Annotated in this window: 19 protein-coding genes; 14 read left to right on the top strand and 5 right to left on the bottom strand. The window is 37.4% G+C overall.

The window, feature by feature from the left end; all coding sequences use genetic code 11:
* Window positions 1-76 precede the first annotated feature (76 nt).
* Window positions 77-1618 carry an OprO/OprP family phosphate-selective porin gene (locus GM552_RS02985; RefSeq protein ID WP_155565214.1) on the bottom strand — a complete coding sequence of 514 codons (1542 nt, stop codon included), beginning with the start codon at window positions 1616-1618 and terminating at the stop codon, window positions 77-79.
* Between the two features lie 187 nt (window positions 1619-1805).
* Here GM552_RS02985 and GM552_RS02980 point away from each other — a divergent pair, with 187 nt between their 5' ends.
* Genes GM552_RS02980 through GM552_RS02970 form a run of 3 tightly spaced genes read left to right on the top strand, consistent with a single transcriptional unit; the run spans window position 1806 to window position 5300 of the window.
* Entirely contained in the window at window positions 1806-3806 is a 2001-nt protein-coding gene (locus GM552_RS02980) for a glycosyltransferase (RefSeq protein ID WP_155565213.1), read from the top strand.
* Window positions 3799-4539, top strand: a complete 741-nt coding sequence (locus GM552_RS02975; RefSeq protein WP_155565212.1) for an ABC transporter ATP-binding protein — start codon at window positions 3799-3801, stop codon at window positions 4537-4539. The genes GM552_RS02980 and GM552_RS02975 overlap by 8 nt, the downstream gene beginning before the upstream one ends.
* Window positions 4536-5300: an ABC transporter permease gene (locus GM552_RS02970; protein WP_155565211.1), complete on the top strand. Its 765-nt coding sequence runs from the start codon at window positions 4536-4538 to the stop codon at window positions 5298-5300. The genes GM552_RS02975 and GM552_RS02970 overlap by 4 nt, the downstream gene beginning before the upstream one ends.
* Before the next feature lie 6 nt (window positions 5301-5306).
* Here the strand turns inward: GM552_RS02970 and GM552_RS02965 are convergent, their stop codons facing one another.
* On the bottom strand, window positions 5307-5600 hold the full coding sequence (locus GM552_RS02965; RefSeq protein ID WP_122123336.1) for a YciI family protein: 294 nt from the start codon (window positions 5598-5600) through the stop codon (window positions 5307-5309).
* A gap of 127 nt (window positions 5601-5727) precedes the next feature.
* Between GM552_RS02965 and GM552_RS02960 the strand changes: the two genes are divergently transcribed.
* From GM552_RS02960 to ccmI, 7 genes are read left to right on the top strand one after another with little or no spacing between them, the layout of a single operon-like run.
* Window positions 5728-6507 (top strand): heme ABC transporter permease, encoded by a 780-nt coding sequence (locus GM552_RS02960; protein WP_155565210.1) that lies wholly within the window; start codon window positions 5728-5730, stop codon window positions 6505-6507.
* Between the two features lie 2 nt (window positions 6508-6509).
* Complete coding sequence (locus GM552_RS02955; RefSeq protein WP_196424223.1) at window positions 6510-6650, top strand: heme exporter protein CcmD; 141 nt, start codon at window positions 6510-6512, stop codon at window positions 6648-6650.
* A complete protein-coding gene (ccmE, locus tag GM552_RS02950; RefSeq protein WP_155565208.1) occupies window positions 6640-7134 on the top strand; it encodes a cytochrome c maturation protein CcmE in 495 nt (164 codons plus the stop codon). Before GM552_RS02955 ends, ccmE begins: the two co-directional genes overlap by 11 nt.
* A 15-nt stretch (window positions 7135-7149) precedes the next feature.
* Entirely contained in the window at window positions 7150-9144 is a 1995-nt protein-coding gene (locus tag GM552_RS02945) for a heme lyase CcmF/NrfE family subunit (protein WP_155565207.1), read from the top strand.
* On the top strand, window positions 9141-9689 hold the full coding sequence (locus GM552_RS02940; protein ID WP_155565206.1) for a redoxin family protein: 549 nt from the start codon (window positions 9141-9143) through the stop codon (window positions 9687-9689). The genes GM552_RS02945 and GM552_RS02940 overlap by 4 nt, the downstream gene beginning before the upstream one ends.
* A 3-nt stretch (window positions 9690-9692) precedes the next feature.
* Window positions 9693-10151, top strand: a complete 459-nt coding sequence (locus GM552_RS02935) for a cytochrome c-type biogenesis protein (RefSeq protein ID WP_155565205.1) — start codon at window positions 9693-9695, stop codon at window positions 10149-10151.
* 15 nt (window positions 10152-10166) lie between these two features.
* Entirely contained in the window at window positions 10167-10895 is a 729-nt protein-coding gene (ccmI, locus tag GM552_RS02930; RefSeq protein WP_196424842.1) for a c-type cytochrome biogenesis protein CcmI, read from the top strand.
* Here ccmI and GM552_RS02925 read toward each other — a convergent pair.
* The 3 genes from GM552_RS02925 to GM552_RS02915 form a co-directional block, all read right to left on the bottom strand.
* Window positions 10892-11650 (bottom strand): STM4504/CBY_0614 family protein, encoded by a 759-nt coding sequence (locus GM552_RS02925; protein ID WP_155565203.1) that lies wholly within the window; start codon window positions 11648-11650, stop codon window positions 10892-10894. The two genes, ccmI and GM552_RS02925, sit on opposite strands and share 4 nt — an antisense overlap.
* An 88-nt stretch (window positions 11651-11738) precedes the next feature.
* Complete coding sequence (locus GM552_RS02920) at window positions 11739-12263, bottom strand: hypothetical protein (protein ID WP_155565202.1); 525 nt, start codon at window positions 12261-12263, stop codon at window positions 11739-11741.
* A 159-nt stretch (window positions 12264-12422) separates the two neighbouring features.
* Window positions 12423-12602: a bacterioferritin-associated ferredoxin gene (locus tag GM552_RS02915; protein ID WP_155565201.1), complete on the bottom strand. Its 180-nt coding sequence runs from the start codon at window positions 12600-12602 to the stop codon at window positions 12423-12425.
* A gap of 219 nt (window positions 12603-12821) precedes the next feature.
* Between GM552_RS02915 and bfr the strand changes: the two genes are divergently transcribed.
* From bfr to GM552_RS02895, 4 genes are all read left to right on the top strand, one after another.
* Entirely contained in the window at window positions 12822-13310 is a 489-nt protein-coding gene (gene bfr, locus GM552_RS02910; RefSeq protein WP_110438757.1) for a bacterioferritin, read from the top strand.
* A 232-nt stretch (window positions 13311-13542) separates the two neighbouring features.
* Window positions 13543-16257 (top strand): pitrilysin family protein, encoded by a 2715-nt coding sequence (locus GM552_RS02905; RefSeq protein WP_155565200.1) that lies wholly within the window; start codon window positions 13543-13545, stop codon window positions 16255-16257.
* 80 nt (window positions 16258-16337) lie between these two features.
* Complete coding sequence (locus GM552_RS02900) at window positions 16338-17591, top strand: hypothetical protein (protein ID WP_155565199.1); 1254 nt, start codon at window positions 16338-16340, stop codon at window positions 17589-17591.
* Window positions 17592-17623: 32 nt separating this feature from the next.
* Entirely contained in the window at window positions 17624-18346 is a 723-nt protein-coding gene (locus GM552_RS02895) for a M16 family metallopeptidase (RefSeq protein ID WP_370533591.1), read from the top strand.
* The last annotated feature ends 21 nt before the right edge of the window (window positions 18347-18367 follow it).

Genomic DNA, 18367 nt, shown 5'->3' with positions numbered 1-18367 from the left:
CGTTAAAATATAGTATTATATTTAGAAAAAATAATTTTTCATGTTAAATAAATTTTAAAAATAGCACTTCAAAACCTTAAAAAGTTAGTTGTAAACGTGAAATTATTAGATTGCTATCCTTTTTTCTTAAATGCCATAAATTGTTTCTAGCACGTGATGAAATTATATGATTATAATCAATCATCACCCTGAAATGTGGTGACGGATACCAGTTAAACCCCGTTGCTATGACTTTCTGTTTTCCACCTTGCACTCCTGCTGCATATTTGTTATTTTCATAATCCCCAGCATGACTATTGAGGTTCAGATAACTCCAACGGACTGACCATTCCAAAGCTCCCCAATCCCCAGCGGCAGGATTAAACAGTGAACCTTCTGGTGCTGCAAAAATAGCGCGAGAGGGTAAATAATGACGATGAGCCCCGAAAATCGCGTAATTTAAACTTCCATACCATCCCCAAAAATGAAGATTATCATTATGTCCATATCCCTCATTCTTCCTTGGCATAAAAAATGAATAATATTCCCCTTGAAAAATCAACCTTTTCCATCGTAAGGCAAATTCAGGACCTACAGCCCATATACTGTTGACACCATTGATGGTTCCTGTCTTAAAATCTGCCGCGGAAGGGAAAAGACGGGATTCATTATAACTTACAATAGAATATTTTCTATTTTCACCATGAACGGCAAATGTTCCTGTTACGCCCAAATGAAGATCAATATTTCTTGAAGCTATTGGACGACCCGCCAATCTTAAAACGCCTCCCTTCTGCCCCTGTTGAAAATTGGTAAATTTTTTACCAACGCGTTGCCCTGTATAGCCAACACTGATAAGGTATCGCTGCCCCCAATGAATAACATTGAAACCAGCACGAGGTTCCCCTCCGGCAACATTTCTTAACATATCGATAACCATGGGTCGTTCTGCAAGAAAAAATCCCCTGGAAGTTTCAGAATCCAACATTGATAAAGTGGGTTGGAGTAAACCCCCTCCAATTACCAGATTCTTAATACCTGTATATTTCAAATCCGCTCCGAACAGATCATGATGTTCAAGTCCAAAACGTCCAATATCTGGTGTAACCGTTAAGGCGAAATCAGTATATTTTACAACAATAATCGGACGTCCACGACGTAAAGTTCCTTGATAACTTGAAACTTTTGGTCCATTTGCTCGTTTATTTGGACCTAATAAAGCCCCAATGTCGTAATTAATATAAAGACCAAAAGCGATACTAAGTTTTTTACTCGCTGAATAAAATGTCGGTCTTCCCTTTGGAAAGGCAAGCGTTGAATAACCTACTTGATAATGAAGGTCTTTATATGGATCAACATTTACGACCCTATCCGCATTCCACATTGTGCAACGGATGGATTTTTCATAACAAATATATTCAGCCTGTTGATCATTTTCATCTTTGTCTTTTTTTTCTTCTTTTTCTTTATTTAAAAAAGGAGTTATATTTGATCTCCATCGGTTAGTCTGATAGACATTTGCATAAGAAAATGAAATCGAGATCTTCAAAAAAAGAATACCCATTGTACATGATCGTAAAAACCCTTTTTTACGTCCATATGAGAGGTTACTTTGTACGGCTTCAATATTGTTTACCATTATCAATGACCCCTATATAATTTTATTAGACGAAAATAAGCTCAATACCCATTTATAAGCCACTCAAGATTGAAATATAATTTCACAAATATTTCAATTTTTATTCAAAAATGTTAAAATAAACCAAATTAAGTTTTTAATAATTTTATAATTTAAAATAATTGTCGAATAACAAACGTGAGATGAGATGTCACTTTTCCGAGATTTTTTCTATTTTGAAAGGTTATTACCCTCTAAATATCAAAAAAAATGGTGCCTGATTTCCGTAAAATTACATAAAAAATTACCCAAAACGATCCCATTGTATCTATATATAAACCATAGGGATGACCCAACATTTGAACCTTTAACTTATCTTGTCTCCGGTAGGTTTCTTCCCAACTTTTGGCGTGTATCTCTTGTTTATCTTCCTGAGAAAACGAACTGTTTACGAATCTATCCAATCGCCAAAATTTTTAATTCCGCTTTACAATCAGTTTCATCAGTAAAAATTCGGGCTCTGAGCCGCTTAACGACGGCTTTAATATTAATTATTATAAATCCTTTTACTTTTATAAAAATTTTTTGTTATCCCTTCATTCATCTAAACAAACGTATTCGAATGGGATTATTACAAAATCAACAAATATTTTTTCCTAATTTACCATATAAATATTGGTACAATTTATATGAAAACTGGAATGGTAACGAGATAAAGAAACTATATGAAAGTACTTATATTCATCTATGGCCTGTTTTTTCATTATTTACATATTATGGTAAAATCATGGAAATTGACTGGAACAATTTTTACCAGCATCCGAATACTAGAGGAAGAACCACTTCCCAAGCACATTATATCATTCTTAAAAATTCAAATGAAATTTTAGAAGAACACAGTTTGGCTGTTTTTGCCGATCAGGCTGCTCGTCAACATTATCCGGCCGCACTTTACGCTGATTCAGATGAAATCAATAATCTGAATGAACGCAGCAACCCTGTATTCAAGCAAAATTTTAACTTGTCGATTCTACTGACAGGTTTTCTTACCCAAGATATATGGATTATCAGAAAAGATATATTTGATGATTTCATAAAAGAATTTGATTCTCCAATTCGTTCCATCCATGCCATTAGAATGGCTTTGGCTCTTTATTTATGGAAAAAAAATCATTTTATTTATCATGTCCCTCTGATCTTAAGTCATAGGACTGCAAAAATATCATTACATGATAAAAATGAAACAATTGAAATCATCAAAATTTTCAAAACTAAACTGAATTGGCAATTTAACGTTAATACCCATACATTTCCCTTTGATATAAATTATATAAATTATCAAGATCCCGTAAGCCTCATCATCCCGACAACCCTCGGTTCCGAAACCATACATCAATGTATTACAAAACTAATAAAAAAAACCTCTTACCCAAGATTAGAAATTATTCTTGTCATCTCGCAAAATAAACCCTTGACAAAACAACAGGAGAAATTTCTCAGTTCATTCCAGTATCATAAACATTTAAAAGTTCTATTTGTTGAAACGGATCAATTCAATTTTTCGAAAAGTTGCAACGTTGCCATCAGGCATTCTAAATACCCTTTTATAGCCCTAATAAACGATGATATTGAACCTCTGGATCAAAACTGGTTATCCTTAATGATGGGTCATATGCAAAATGAAAAAGTAGGTGCTGTTGGTGCAAAACTATTTTATCCTGATAAAAATATTCAGCATGCGGGCGTTATAATGGGTGCCGCTAATTTATGTGAACATGCCGGTCGTTTTCACAAGTCAGATAATTTTTACCTGACGCATGATCATGAGGTCAGTGCCGTGACGGGTGCCTGTATGGTTATTCGTCGTCTGGCTTTTAACGAGGTAAATGGATTTGATGAGACATTTGAAATAGCATATAACGATATTGATTTCTGTTTACGTTTAAGAGAGAAAAAACATCATATCATCCAGTGTCAGAATGCACAACTGATCCATTACGAATCTCTTTCACTCGGAAATCATTACAAGGGTGAACGTGCCGGAAAAGAACGACAGGAAATTCTTTCCCTGAAGAAAAAACATTTTAAAATCATAAATCATGATCCATTTTATAATCCCAATTATTCCCTGCAACGTGGAAGAGATTACCAGCTTGCCTTTCCCCCTCGCATTTCAATTCCATTTGGATTAACTGAAAATAATGTCTGATTCCAATCCCCCAAGCATTTTGATAGAGAATATTTCATTAACCTTCAATAATTGTCAATTGTTCAAAAATCTAAACACTGTTTTTCCAGCCGGAAAATTCAGTATTATTCTTGGTGCAAGTGGTGTGGGTAAAAGTAGTCTTTTAAAAATAATTGCAGGATTGCAACCTTGTAAGCTGGGAAGCGTAAAAGCGGATGATAACAAATCTTTATCAAAACGGATCAGTTATATGGGACAACAGGATCTGTTAATGCCTTGGGCAAAAATACTACATAATGTCACCCTAGGCAGTAAACTCCGTGGTGAAAAACCAAATCGGCATAAAGCTTTAGATATCCTTGAACAAGTAGGCCTATCCCATGTTGCAAATGCATATCCATCCGAACTGTCTGGCGGAATGCGTCAACGTATCGCTCTTGCAAGAACACTGTATGAAAATCGCCCCATCGTTTTAATGGATGAACCTTTTTCAGCATTGGATAGTGTAACACGAACCAACATGCAAACCTATACGGCAAAATTGTTGAAAGGTAAAACAGTTATTCTTATCACACATGATCCTTTCGAAGCTTGTCGATTGGGAGAACAAATTCAGATTATGGCAGGAACTCCTGCAAAACTATACGATTCTTTGGTAGTTCCTGGATCTATACCTCATCCGCTGGAAAATCTCGACTTACAAAAGGCCCAAGCCCATTTGTTATCTCTTTTGATAGAAAAAACACAATCATGAAAACTCATTTACATGAATCTTTGTTAATAAGTATCCGCATTGTTTCATTAATCGGAAGCTTGATTTTTATCTGGTGGTTGATCAGTTTTTTCAATTACGTCCCCGCTTATCTTTTACCCTCACCTTCAGCGGTCGTTCAGGCTCTAAACAATAATCATCAGCTTTTATGGCAAGCCACGCTTACAACAACACAAGAAACCATAATAGGGTTGGTAATTGGATGTTTTTTTGGAATGTTTCTTGCTCTTTTTATGATACTTGTTCCTTTTCTCCGTCACTGGTTAATGCCCATCATCATTATCAGTCAATCAATTCCCACCTTTGCTCTAGCCCCTTTACTCGTATTATGGTTTGGTTTCGGAATAAGTTCAAAAGTTGTAATGACCGTTATAATGATTTTTTTTCCCGTAACTTCATCCTTTTTTGACGGCCTAAACAGAACACCTCAAGGATATCTTGATTTAAGCAAAACCATGAATACATCTGCCTTACGACAACTTTTATTTATACGTATTCCTGCTGCTTTACCCGCTTTTTCGTCAGGTTTGAAAATCGCAGCAGCTATCGCTCCCATTGGTGCGGTCATTGGAGAATGGGTCGGCGCGTCTTCCGGTTTGGGATATTTAATGCAAAACGCCAACAACCGTTTTCAAACAGATTTGATGTTTGCCGCTCTTTTGATATTATCATTCATGACAATGAGTTTGTGGGGAATCGTTACATTAACAACGAAAACCTTAATTCCCTGGTCAAATGAATAAACTTAATTATATTAGCATCTGACCTTCGGAACAAACTTCCTTAAAGGAACGAATTATGACACTTTCAAATAAACCTGCTTTTGCATAAGGATCACTGATGGCAAATCCCTCGGCAGCTGCTCGATCTTCTACATTCAAAATAATGAGTGAGCCACAACTTTTTCCCTCATTATCCAATAAGGGGCCAGCAATTTTTATTTGTTTTTCATAAGTTTTAAGATACGCCAGATGTTGAGAGCGAACAGCCATTCTCATTTCCAGAGACGAAGGTTTGTCATTACACATTATTACAAATAACATTTGTTCTCCCATCACTACTTTACAAATCATAAATAAAAAAACATATTATGACCAAGAATGGATAAGCTTGCCAGTTTTTTAAATATAAAATATCCTCTTATTTTCCATAAACCCTGATTATTTTTCAATGACTGATTCAAGAACTCTATCAAAACCAAGAAATAATCGATTTTTTTCAATCAATCGATTAGCAAATCCGAAATTTTTTTTTCAGTTTACGACAAAACTTCAGCCCTGGATCAACGGGTTTGCTTTGTTTTTCATCGTCATTGGAATAATATGGGGCCTTTTTATCTCCCCAGCAGATTGGCAGCAAGGAGATAGCGTAAGAATTATGTATATTCATGTTCCCATGGCCATGCTTGCCAGTGCCGGTTATATTTTACTTGCTTTTTGCGGTTTTTCATCCCTAGTCTGGAAACATCCCTTAGCCGATCTAGCGGCCAAAGAAATTGGACCTGTTGGAGCTATTGTAACTGCCCTATGTTTAATAACGGGGTCCATTTGGGGAAAACCCATGTGGGGCACTTGGTGGGTTTGGGATGCACGATTAACATCAGTTCTGATATTGTTTTTTCTCTATTTAGGACATATCACTTTATGTCATGCCTTTGATGAACCTCAAAAGGGTTATAAGGCAGCTTCCATTCTTGCCCTTGCAGGCGTTTTTGATCTCCCTATAATCAAATTCAGTGTTCAATGGTGGAACACATTACATCAGCCAAATACATTCAGTTTAACCCATGCCTCTTCAATCACTCTTTCCATTGCTACCCCATTGATTTTCTGTTCGCTGGGTTTTTCCCTTGGATTTATAGGTATACTATTTACACGAATTCGAACCGCCATTCTTGAAAACCAGATCCATCGCCTACTTATCAATTCACAATCTTTGTCAATGCAATGATCATGTCGCATCTCCCCTACTTGATTTCCGCTTATGGAATTACCCTGTTAACTGTTTTGGCTCTATGGCTTACCACTTATAGACGGTTTCACCAGGCAAAAAATAAACTGGACATTATGAAAAAACTTAGTCATGAAACGTAAAACTCAACGTCTATGGATAATCCTAACTTGCATGATAGGCTTCGCGATTGCAATCGCATTGATTTTATCAGCTTTTTCAAGTAATTTAGTCTATTTCAAAGTTCCTTCCCAACTCATAAACCAATCCATATCTAATTCTACCACAATACGATTGGGAGGAATGGTTGTAGCCAACTCCCTTCATCATCAGAATGACCATCACACACCAATCGCTATATTTGATATTACAGATGGAAAAGCTGCCATTCATGTAAAATATAGAGGCATTTTACCTGATCTATTTCGAGAGGGACAAAGCGTTATTGCCATTGGTTACTTAAATCCTCAAGGAATATTCATCGCCACTGAAGTATTGGCCAAACATGATGAAACTTACATGCCTAAAGAAATCGCCGACGCTTTGCGCAAAAATGGCAAGTGGGATCCGCGTTTTGGTCCACCACCCGATCCAGACAGCTGGAACCACATGATAAAACCCCAATAAGCAATGGAATGACAAATGTTTTCAATTCTTCTAAGTCCCGAACTTGGTCATTTTGCATTGGCACTTGCCTGCTGTTTGGCGGGGGCTCAATTTGTTCTGCCATTACTAGGAAACAAAAAATATAATTTTCATTTAATGAATCTAGCGTCCCCCCTGGCATGGGGACAGTTTTTCACTCTGTTGATAACATTTATTTGTTTGGTTACAGCAGCATTGAATAATGACTTTTCTGTGCAAAATATCTTACAGAATAGTGCAAGTGACAAACCCATTCTTTATAAAGTAACAGGCATATGGGGAAATCACGAAGGTTCAATTCTCTTGTGGGCATTTATACTTTCCTTTTTCGGGGTTCTTTTTTCAAGTTTCAGTCATCATCTTCCATTTTCATTGAGAATAAAAATCATTGCCATTCTTGGCGGATGCGCAGCTGGTTTTGAACTTTTTTGCCTGATTACATCAAATCCTTTCCTGCGAATCTGGCCTACCCCGATGGAAGGTCAAGGAATGAACCCGCTACTTCAGGACCCGGGATTGGCGTTTCATCCCCCAATTCTTTATACTGGCTATGTAGGTTTTTCAATCCCATTCGCCTTTGCTGTTGCCGCATTGATGGAAAAACGAATTGATGCAGTCTGGGGACGATGGATTAGACCCTGGGTTATTACTGCATGGGTTTTTCTTACCGCTGGTATAGCAATTGGATCATGGTGGTCCTACTATGTTCTTGGATGGGGAGGCTACTGGTTTTGGGATCCTGTCGAAAATGCCGCATTAATTCCATGGTTGACGGGAACTGCCTTATTACACTCAGCCTTGATCGTTGAAAAACGTGAAGCCCTGAAAGCATGGACGATTTTTCTTTCCATTATAACTTTTTCTCTTGCATTATGTGGAACTTTTCTGGTGCGTTCTGGCATATTAAATTCCGTACACGCATTTGCATCAGATCCAACCCGTGGAATTTTCATTCTTGTATTACTAACAATTATTTGTGGAGGCGCTTTGGTTCTGTTTGCGTGGCAGGCTCCACTTCTTTTATTCACGGCATTATTTGCGCCTTTATCTCGAGAAGGCTCAATCATTCTCAATAATATATTATTCTGCTCCCTGGCTGCCATTATTTTGGTTGGCACCCTCTACCCTCCTGTTTTACAAATGATTGATGGAGAGACTATTTCCGTTGGAAAACCATTTTTTGACAAAACCTTTATCCCTCCGGCCCTTATTGCTATTTTTTTTATGGCATTTGCACCTTGGTTGGCATTTAAAAAAGCAAAAATAAAAAATTTGCTTCGTCCTTTATCCATTATGGGAATTATTACGATCATTATCGTTATCGCAAGTTTTATTTATTTACATCGTTTCTTGCCAGCGATTGCGACAGGGGTTTCATTCTGGGTAATCATGGGTGCCCTCACAGATTTCAGCGGTAAATTATCTTTATTTCATACCTCTTTCAAAAATAATATCAGCCGGATGAAAAATTTACCCAGATCCTTTTATGCTGCCTATATTGCTCATATTGGCGTTGCTGTTACCTTATTGGGGATTGTGGGAATGGCCTATAGTCAACAAAAAATTGTTGAGGTACCTATTGGGACAACTCTGCATCTGGCGGGTTATGAATGGACCCTGGAATCTGTACAGAAAAAAAATGGACCCAACTATCAATCCGAGGAGGCGGTTCTTAAAATCAGTAGACATAATAAAACAATATGCTGGATGTTTCCTGCCCGACATTTTTTTCCTCGCCAGCAACAGGTCATAACAGATGTAGCCATTCATACCAATTTTATCGCTGATTTGTACGCTGTTCTTGGAGATAACAGGAACAATCATGACAAAGCTAGCGTCTATGTCCTGAGATTACATTTCAACCCCTTGGCACCCTGGATCTGGATCGGTGGTTTCATTATGATATTAGGAGGTATCATCACCCTTATTGATCTTTGCGCCAATAAGAACAATAAAAAATTTTCTATGCAAAATATGGAACAATCATCATGAAATCCATTACCCGACGACGATTGATATGGGGATTACCACTGGGTGCAACCGTTCTTGCAGGTGGAGGGTTTGCCACGATGCTTTCCAGTTTAAAAAATGGAAAATTCGATCCGCATAAAATAGAACTTCCCAATTTGAACAAACCTATTCCAAATTTCAAACTCAAGCCAATATTATCCTACAAAAATTTTGACAGTCTATTGTTAAAGCAACAGCACAAACCCGTATTAATCAATTTTTTTGCTTCATGGTGTCTACCCTGTATCAGTGAGATGCCAATTTTGAATCAGCTTTCCACCAGGCTTTCCATATGGGGCATAGCTTATAAAGACAAATATAATACGATAGACCAGTTTCTAAACCGTCATGAAAATCCATATCAATATCTAGGACAGGATGATGAGGGGATGATTGGAATCAATTGGGGAATTTCTGGCGTGCCTGAAAGTTTTCTTATTATCCCGGGGGGAATTATACGTTGGCATTATGCCAAACCTTTGGATAAAACTGCCGTTTCATCCCTGCTTTCACTTGTAGGGACCTGATCAATGCGATTAGTTATCATTCTTGTCCTGATAATCATTAACTTTTTTTCTATTCCCATCTATGGTCTCGACAGCCCTGATGAAATATTGCCAAACCAACGGCAGGAAAAAAAAGCCGAAGAAATTGGCTCGCAATTACGCTGTCTTGTTTGCCAGAATGAATCCATAGAAGACAGTAATGCCGAACTGGCAAGGGATCTAAGAAAAGTCGTTCGCCAACATGTTCAGGCTGGTGAAACCGATGATCAAATCATCCAATGGATGGTTGACCGTTACGGCAATTTCGTGCGGTTAAGTCCTCCCCTTAATCTTGCAACCGCATTATTGTGGTTTATGCCTTTACTTGCCCTTTTGACAGGGTGTCTAATAGCTCTCATAAATTTCAGGAAAAAAGGGTTGAAGCCATCTCCCTTAAATAAAGATGAAGAAAAACGTCTTGAAAAATTGATGAAAGAACCTTGATCCATGTTATGGATAATGATGATTTTAATCAGTCTTATCAGTTTGATACCCTGTTTTATAAGTCTGTACCAAAAAAAATATCCTTCAATAGCGAATAATCCTTCAATAGCTTTTTACCAGTTACAACTTAAAGAACTGGAAAGTGAATTGCGGCAGGAATTGATTTTACCAGAAGAATATCATCAGGCAAAACTTGAAATTCAACGCCGGCTTTTAAATTCTGACGATCAAAGTGAAAAAAATAATTCCATATCTTGTGATCCGGCAACCAATGATCATTTTTTTATTCTGTGCGGCTTGATTTGCATTCCCCTGACCGCCATAGGTCTCTATTTGCTTAATGGTGTACCTGCCTTGCCTTCTCAACCCTTATGGACAAGAATAGCTGAACAGCAAAAACAGAATAAAGATCTCGTACCTTATGTAAAACAATTAAAAGAAAAAATTGTCACGCTTGCTTATAATGATCCGAAACGGATAGAAGGTTACCTCTTACTAGGCCGGATTGAAGCTGAACAAGGTCAGTTAGACAATGCTATTCAAGCCTGGGAAACAGCTCTTGACCAACGTTTTGACCCTTATCTGGCCGCGCAAATTGCCGAACTGATAATTCAAAAAAATGGTCATATGACCGAAGAATCATTCACTCTTTTTCAACAGGCCCTACAACGCGCACCTTCAGATGCACCGTGGCGAAATATGGCTGAACAGAGAGTCATGGAATATCAGAAAAACAATCCTTAATTCTGTTTGAATTGATAATTTCTGAAAGCATTATATAAAAAAACAATATTTGTCGCGGTAAGATGTAAAACATATTCCGCCATAAAAATTGATGGCGATGGAGATTGAGATGAACTGCCGTGACCACCAAAATGATTTCGCAATTCTGGCACCCCTGTTTTGAGAGTCATGATATAACTGTCGATTGTCTTTTCCATCCCAACAGGAAACAATCCATTGTTGTGTATAATTTTTATAAGGTCACTGGCCCGATTGTTTGGATCATATTCCCATTCACATTCATTGCAAATTGATTTCAACAAAGATTCAAAAGCACGATTACATGCGACAATACAATCCTTGATATATTGATTCCAGTAATGTTTATGTGCATTACTATATTCTCCATTAACCTTTTCAAAAGCCTTATTATGAATAATCTCCAATGCAGGTTTAACGATTTCCTTATGAACATATTGATGATCAATCTGATACCCTACGCCTGCATAAAGAAAACGTTTATTCAATTCCTCAATCAACTTAATTAAGATTTCATCGTTAATGAACTTGTAATTAGGATCAACTTTTAAGAGAATTGTTATCCTTATATTAATTACACATTCAATTAAATCTAAAACATGTTCATATTTATCATTACTAACAATATAAGATTCGAATCGATCAATAAAACTTGGTGAATAAGGGTCTAAAAATTTTTTTCCCCATTCCCTTGATACAATTTCATAAGTCAAAATCCACAACTGTTTACTATCCATGTTTATTGGATAATAATTGAATACGATTTGAATATAGATTTATGATTACCATTTTTAAAAAATTATTTTTATGAAATTAAAATATTTTTTACATTGTATTCAATGAAAAAGCGGTTTGACGTTTCTTTTCTGGCGGAGGGTTGGGCTGACAGGAGATAAGATAGATGCCAAATACAAAAATTGTATTACTGATGCTGTTCAATAATAATGTTTCCTGAAAACGCTGATCCGCGACGATTCCTAGATAGATTGAATAGATTGCAAATGGAATCGAGATAATTCTTATGCCTGCCAGCATCATACGAAACGGATTGAGAAATCCTACCCGAATAATGGATTGCATACGATAAATGGAGAAATAAAATAACACGCCAAGACACCATGCCATTACATTAAAAAGCACAGAAAAAATACTCATTTCAAAATAAAGAACAAGTAGAATCAGGGAACCGGCTGAAAAAACCAGCGATCCGAGCTGTAAACTCATTCCAATTTTCAATGCTGACCATTTTTCTGGCAGACGGTCAGCAATTGGTTGGAAAAAACGATCCAGTAACCATAGATCAAAAGCGAGGATTCGATCAGAAACGGGGGGTTTATTATTTGAAAACATGAAACTTTTATCCAGCAACTTTTAAAAAAAGTTATAGCATTATATCAAGCTTAATCAAACAATATACATTTCCAAAAATTATATTTTAACCTTCGCAAAAAGAACCCGCTTTAATTAAAAAAAGCGGGTTAAAGGATATCAAGAAACAAACATACAAAATTAGGGTTGGATCGCGTTTTGCCTATGTTCTTTCAACATACTCAAAATCCGTTGAATACATCGGCCACAGTCGGGTTTTGAACCACAAGATTTATAGACTTTGCTTGGACAGTCTGCACCATCCTTAATAGCATTTCCTATATCCTTGTCGGTTAATGCACGACATGAACAAATATACATCGCCAAGGCCCCATCACAACTAGGTTGTTAATAATGATTATAATAACCATTCTTAATAACTATGTCTACAATTTTTTTATTACGTATCTAAACTTTTTTTGATCATGGATTTATTTCTTTTTTTATTTATAAAAAAAACATATAATTAACTAAATAATCACAAAGATTATTTTAATAATATCAAGTAATTTAAACATACACCAACTAAGGATTTCATTAATGATCAAAGATAAAAAAGTAATTGAATATTTGAATATTCAACTTACAAATGAATTAACAGCCATCAATCAATATTATCTTCACTACAAAACCCTGTGTCATTGGGGAGTCACCATTCTTGGCAAAAAAGAATACCAGGAATCCATTGAGGAAATGAAACATGCAGATTCGCTGATTGAACGTATTCTCATGCTTGACGGATTGCCCAATATGCAAAGACTAAACACCGTACAGATTGGTCAGTCAGTTGAAGAGATCCTCCATGCTGATCGCCAGATGGAGATGAAGGCTTGCAAAGATTTACGCGAGGCAGTTTCCTATTGTGAACAGATACAGGATTACGTGACTCGTCATATTTTTGTTTCAATTTTGGATTCTGAAGAAAAACATATTGACTTCATTGACAAACAATTTGATCTGATCAAACAAATTTCTATAGGTCGATACATCACTTTAAATTCCGATCACGCAACGGAACAAGAATCGTAATTCAGATTTTATTCAATATGGATATCTTATTAAAGTAAGATGTTACTATCTTACTTTCTAAGAAAATTACGAATTATCCTTTTTCATACAAATCAAGTTAATATATCCATCCAATCTTACAATAGATTGTCTTTGACAGATCCTCTGTAATTAAGCAAGATTAGCTTTTACAAATTAAACAACCCTGTTTTAAATATTTCAATAGACAAGACCCGAACAGGAAATCAAAGACATGAGATCAATCCTACCCCCTTTGACACTAAGCTTGACTTTGCTTGCAACCACCCCTTTTAGCGGGTTTCTTCATCCTGCCTATTCTGTTCCCACCAATCATATTTCATCAAAAAATATACCTTCTTCAAAACAGCAGGTAATTCGCGCCACTTTGAAAAATGGATTACGGGTGATTATCATTAAAAATAATTTGGCCCCTGTTGTTACGGCGCAAGTCAACTATCTTGCCGGTTCCAACCAAACGCCAAAGGGATTCCCGGGAACTGCACACGCATTGGAACATATGATGTTTCGTGGAAGCAAAGGTCTAGACAAGGATCAGCTGGCAATTATCGGGGCACAATTGGGCGGAAGCTATAATGCCTTTACCACAGAACACGTCACACAGTATTATTACACAGCTCCTGCCGAAGATTTAGATGTTATCCTGAAAATTGAAGCTTTACGAATGAATGGATTAAGCCTAAATGCCGCGGATTGGGACAAGGAACGTGGAGCGATTGAACAAGAAGTTTCAAGGGATTTGTCCAATCCAATTTATAAATATGTTTCTGAATTACAAAAGATTTTATTCAAGGACACCCCATATGAACATGATGCTTTGGGAACCCGTCCATCTTTTGATAAAACAACCGTTCAGGATTTACGTGAATTCTATGAAACTTACTACACACCCAATAATGCAATCCTTGTTATCTCAGGCGATATTGATCCCCAAAAAACCCTGGCAACTGTCAAACAAAATTTTTCTTCCCTACCTCGCAAAAATCTACCCAAACAAACCTCTTTCAAATTAAAGCCAATAAAAGCCAAAACATTACATTTTCCAACGGATCTCCCAGCTGGACTTATAACAATGGCATGGCGTATGCCTGGGGAAAAATCCAGTGATTATGCCGCCGCGACCATTATGAGTGACGTTATTTCAAGCCAGCGGGAAAAGTTATATGGTTTAGTGCCACAGGGAAAGGCCCTGTCAGCTGATTTTGAATATATTCCCAAAGGCAATACGGGCTTTGGCGTGGCTATTGCAGCATTTCCAAAAAACAGGAATTATCAATCCCTTTTGAACGAGGTTCAGACAATCCTTAGATATTTTCATGAAAATGGTGTTCCGGCCGAACTTGTTGAAGCGGCAAAACGCAAGGAGATTGCATCCCTCAAATTCTCTGCCAACAGTATCACGGGATTGGCCAGCAGCTGGTCAAATGCCTTGGCTTTTCAGGAATTAAATAGTCCTGATGATATGATTGCCGCTCTTAAAGCAGTCACTCCAGAAAAAGTTAACCAATTGGCAAAAAGGATTTTAAAACCGGAAGAAGCGATCACGGCGATTCTCACACCTGAGGATTCCGGAAATCCTCTATCGAAAAAAGGTTATGGAGGTGCTGAATCCTTTGCCTCAATTCCTGATAGACCTGTCCCCTTGCCTGAATGGGCTGATAAGGCACTGAAAAAACTTAATATACCCAAGGCATCCCCTTTACCTACAGATATAACCCTGAAAAATGGTATTCGTTTGATTGTTCAGCCAATCAATGTCAGTGATACCATAAGTGTATTCGGTGCCATTCGACAGAACTCAAGTCTGCAAGAGGAAAAAGATAAGGAAGGTATTTCAGACATTACAGATGAGATGTTCAAGTATGGGACCAAGACTTATGATCGTCTGGCTTTTCGCAAACAGATTGATGACATCGCTGCCGATATCAATACAGGAAGCGACTTTTCATTATCTGTTCTTACGCCCTATTTTGACCGTGGTATGCAGTTATTGGCTGATAGCGAGTTAAATCCGTCTTTCAAACAAGAAAACCTAGATATCGTCAAATCACAAACAGCGCAGTCCCTAAAAGGATTATACCAGTCCCCAGGTTATCATTTTGACAGATCCGTTGCAAAAGCGGTCAATCCCATTAATGACCCAAGTTTACGTCAGCCAGTCCCTGAAAAAGTTATGAAATTAACCTTAAATGATTTGGAAAATTTCTATCAGCAATCCTTTCGTCCAGACCTTGCAACAATTGTTGTGGCAGGCAACATAACGCCTGAAAAAGCGAAGGCAACCGTTGAAAAATATTTCGGGTCATGGAAGGCGAAAGGTGTCAGGCCCAATCTTGATTTGCCTCAACGTCCAAATAGCAAGACCTCCTACATTCATGTTCCCGATAAAAGCGCAGTGCAAAGCAGCGTCGCATTGGTTGAATCCATCCCGCTGAACGTTTACCATCCGGATCATTATGCCCTGAACCTTGGCAATGAAATATTAAGTGGCGGATTTGCAGGGCGGTTTTACAAAGACTTGCGGGTTAAGACAGGATATGTCTATAACGTAAACAGCTCTTTTGACTGGTCCCGCACACGTGCGGGATATAACATCAGTTTTGGCGCGGATCCTGACAAGGTTGATCTCGCCCGCAAGGCAGCCCTGAAAGACTTGCAGGCCATGCAGACGCAACCCGTCAGCGAACATGAACTGCAACTGGCCAAGGCGTCATTGCTGAGGAGCATCCCATTGCAACGTTCCAGCATTGACAAACTCGCGTCACAATATTTGACCTTCAGCGAATTGGGATTGCCCCTGGACACACCGCAAAGATCAGCCCAAATCTATTATCGGATGAGTGCCGGCGATATTCGGAAAGCCTTTAAAACATGGATCAGAATTGATGATCTCGCCCAGATTACCAAAGGGCCAATTAACCAGAAATAAAATTATATATTATTGTTATTTTGAATTAAAAATTATAATCTTTACCCTTCATCTTATAAAAATTAAGTAGTGGAATTTATATGTCAAAAAATATTTTAATTACATTTGCCGGTCGTCAAGACAGAATGGAAAATTTAAATCAATATATACGATATGCACTAAACAATAATTTATTAGATGAATGGCATATATGGGATTTTACCCGTAATAAAACTGATAAAGAATATGTCAGAAACAATTACGGACCAATAGCATATATGCAAGATAATGCCGGTTACCAATTTTATAAAGATTTACCCAAAAATTCTAAACTTACCATTCCTTTAAGAATATCAAATGATCTTCATATAGCATTTGTAGAAAAAAACCAGGATAAATTTACAGAGGTTGTCATAGGTGGATGGGGTAACTCCGGTTCGGAAATAAGAAGAGTTGATTCAAAAAATTTATATGACAATAATAGAGACAATACAGAGGAAATTTTTAAAACAGAATTTTTCACTCTCCTAAACGCTTACTGCGATAATATCCTCACGATCAGCAGGGGAAGTGATAACGACATAAATATTTCAATCAACGGATATGAATTTCCAACATTCAACCTTCTTAATAGAGACAATATACCAAAACTATACTTGCAAGGCGGATTTGGTGCATGGCTAGAGTTCTGTTATGTCAATGACAGAATAAAACAATTCATAGGCAACTTAAACGAATCTTATCCCTATTATCATGCCTATCGATATTATGCTTCAAGAATTGACCTTTTCAAAGATGATGTTTTCCTGAAATGTGATGATGATATAGTTTATATTGAACTTGAAAAACTGAAGGAATTTATTGAATTCAGACGAAGAAATGATGAATATTTCCTGTTATCAGCAAACGTTGTCAACAACGGCGTATGTGCCTATTTTCAAAAAGAGAATTTATCCATCCCTGATGAGGTAGGTGAATTTGAACTTCCACCTAACGGTTTTAAGGGTAGTTTATGGGAAAATGGAGAAAAAGCTGAAAAGCTGCACTCTTATTTCATTAAAAATCGTGGAAAGCCCCTACCTTTAACATCAAAAATTGTAGAATGGGACAAAAGGTTATCAATTAATTTTATATCTTGGAAAGGAAGAGATTTACGCTTTATGATGTTGCCTTTTCAATGCGATGATGAACAAATTTTAACAAGCAATACACCACAATATTTAAATCGTAAAACAGCTTTATTTTCCGATTTTACTGTCTCTCATTTAAGTTTTTATTCACAAGAATCTCATATGAATACAGAATTACTTATCAATGAATATGTAAAATTGAGAAAAGAAAAATATAATATTTAAATATCAGTAATTTCCGGTTTTGACCTGAAAAAATTCAGCAATCCTTTCTTCCAGACCTTGCAACAATTGTTGTGGCAGGCAACATAACGCCTGAAAAAGCGAAGGCAACCGTTGAAAAATATTTCGGGTCATGGAAGGCGAAAGGTGTCAGGCCCAATCTTGATTTGCCTCAACGTCCAAATAGCAAGACCTCCTACATTCATGTTCCCGATAAAAGCGCAGTGCAAAGCAGCGTCGCATTGGTTGAATCCATCCCGCTGAACGTTTACCATCCGGATCATTATGCCCTGAACCTTGGCAATGAAATATTAAGTGGCGGATTTGCAGGGCGGTTTTACAAAGACTTGCGGGTTAAGACAGGATATGTCTATAACGTAAACAGCTCTTTTGACTGGTCCCGCACACGTGCGGGATATAACATCAGTTTTGGCGCGGATCCTGACAAGGTTGATCTCGCCCGCAAGGCAGCCCTGAAAGACTTGCAGGCCATGCAGACGCAACCCGTCAGCGAACATGAACTGCAACTGGCCAAGGCGTCATTGCTGAGGAGCATCCCATTGCAACGTTCCAGCATTGACAAACTCGCGTCACAATATTTGACCTTCAGCGAATTGGGATTGCCCCTGGACACACCACAAAGATCAGCCCAAATCTATTATCGGATGAGTGCCGGCGATATTCGGAAAGCCTTTAAAACATGGATCAGAATTGATGATCTCGCCCAGATTACCAAAGGGCCAATTAACCAGAAATAAAATTATATATTATTGTTATTT

This window comes from Commensalibacter sp. ESL0382 (assembly GCF_009725775.1).
Classification (GTDB): domain Bacteria; phylum Pseudomonadota; class Alphaproteobacteria; order Acetobacterales; family Acetobacteraceae; genus Commensalibacter; species Commensalibacter melissae.
This window is presented reverse-complemented; position numbering and strand designations above follow the sequence as displayed.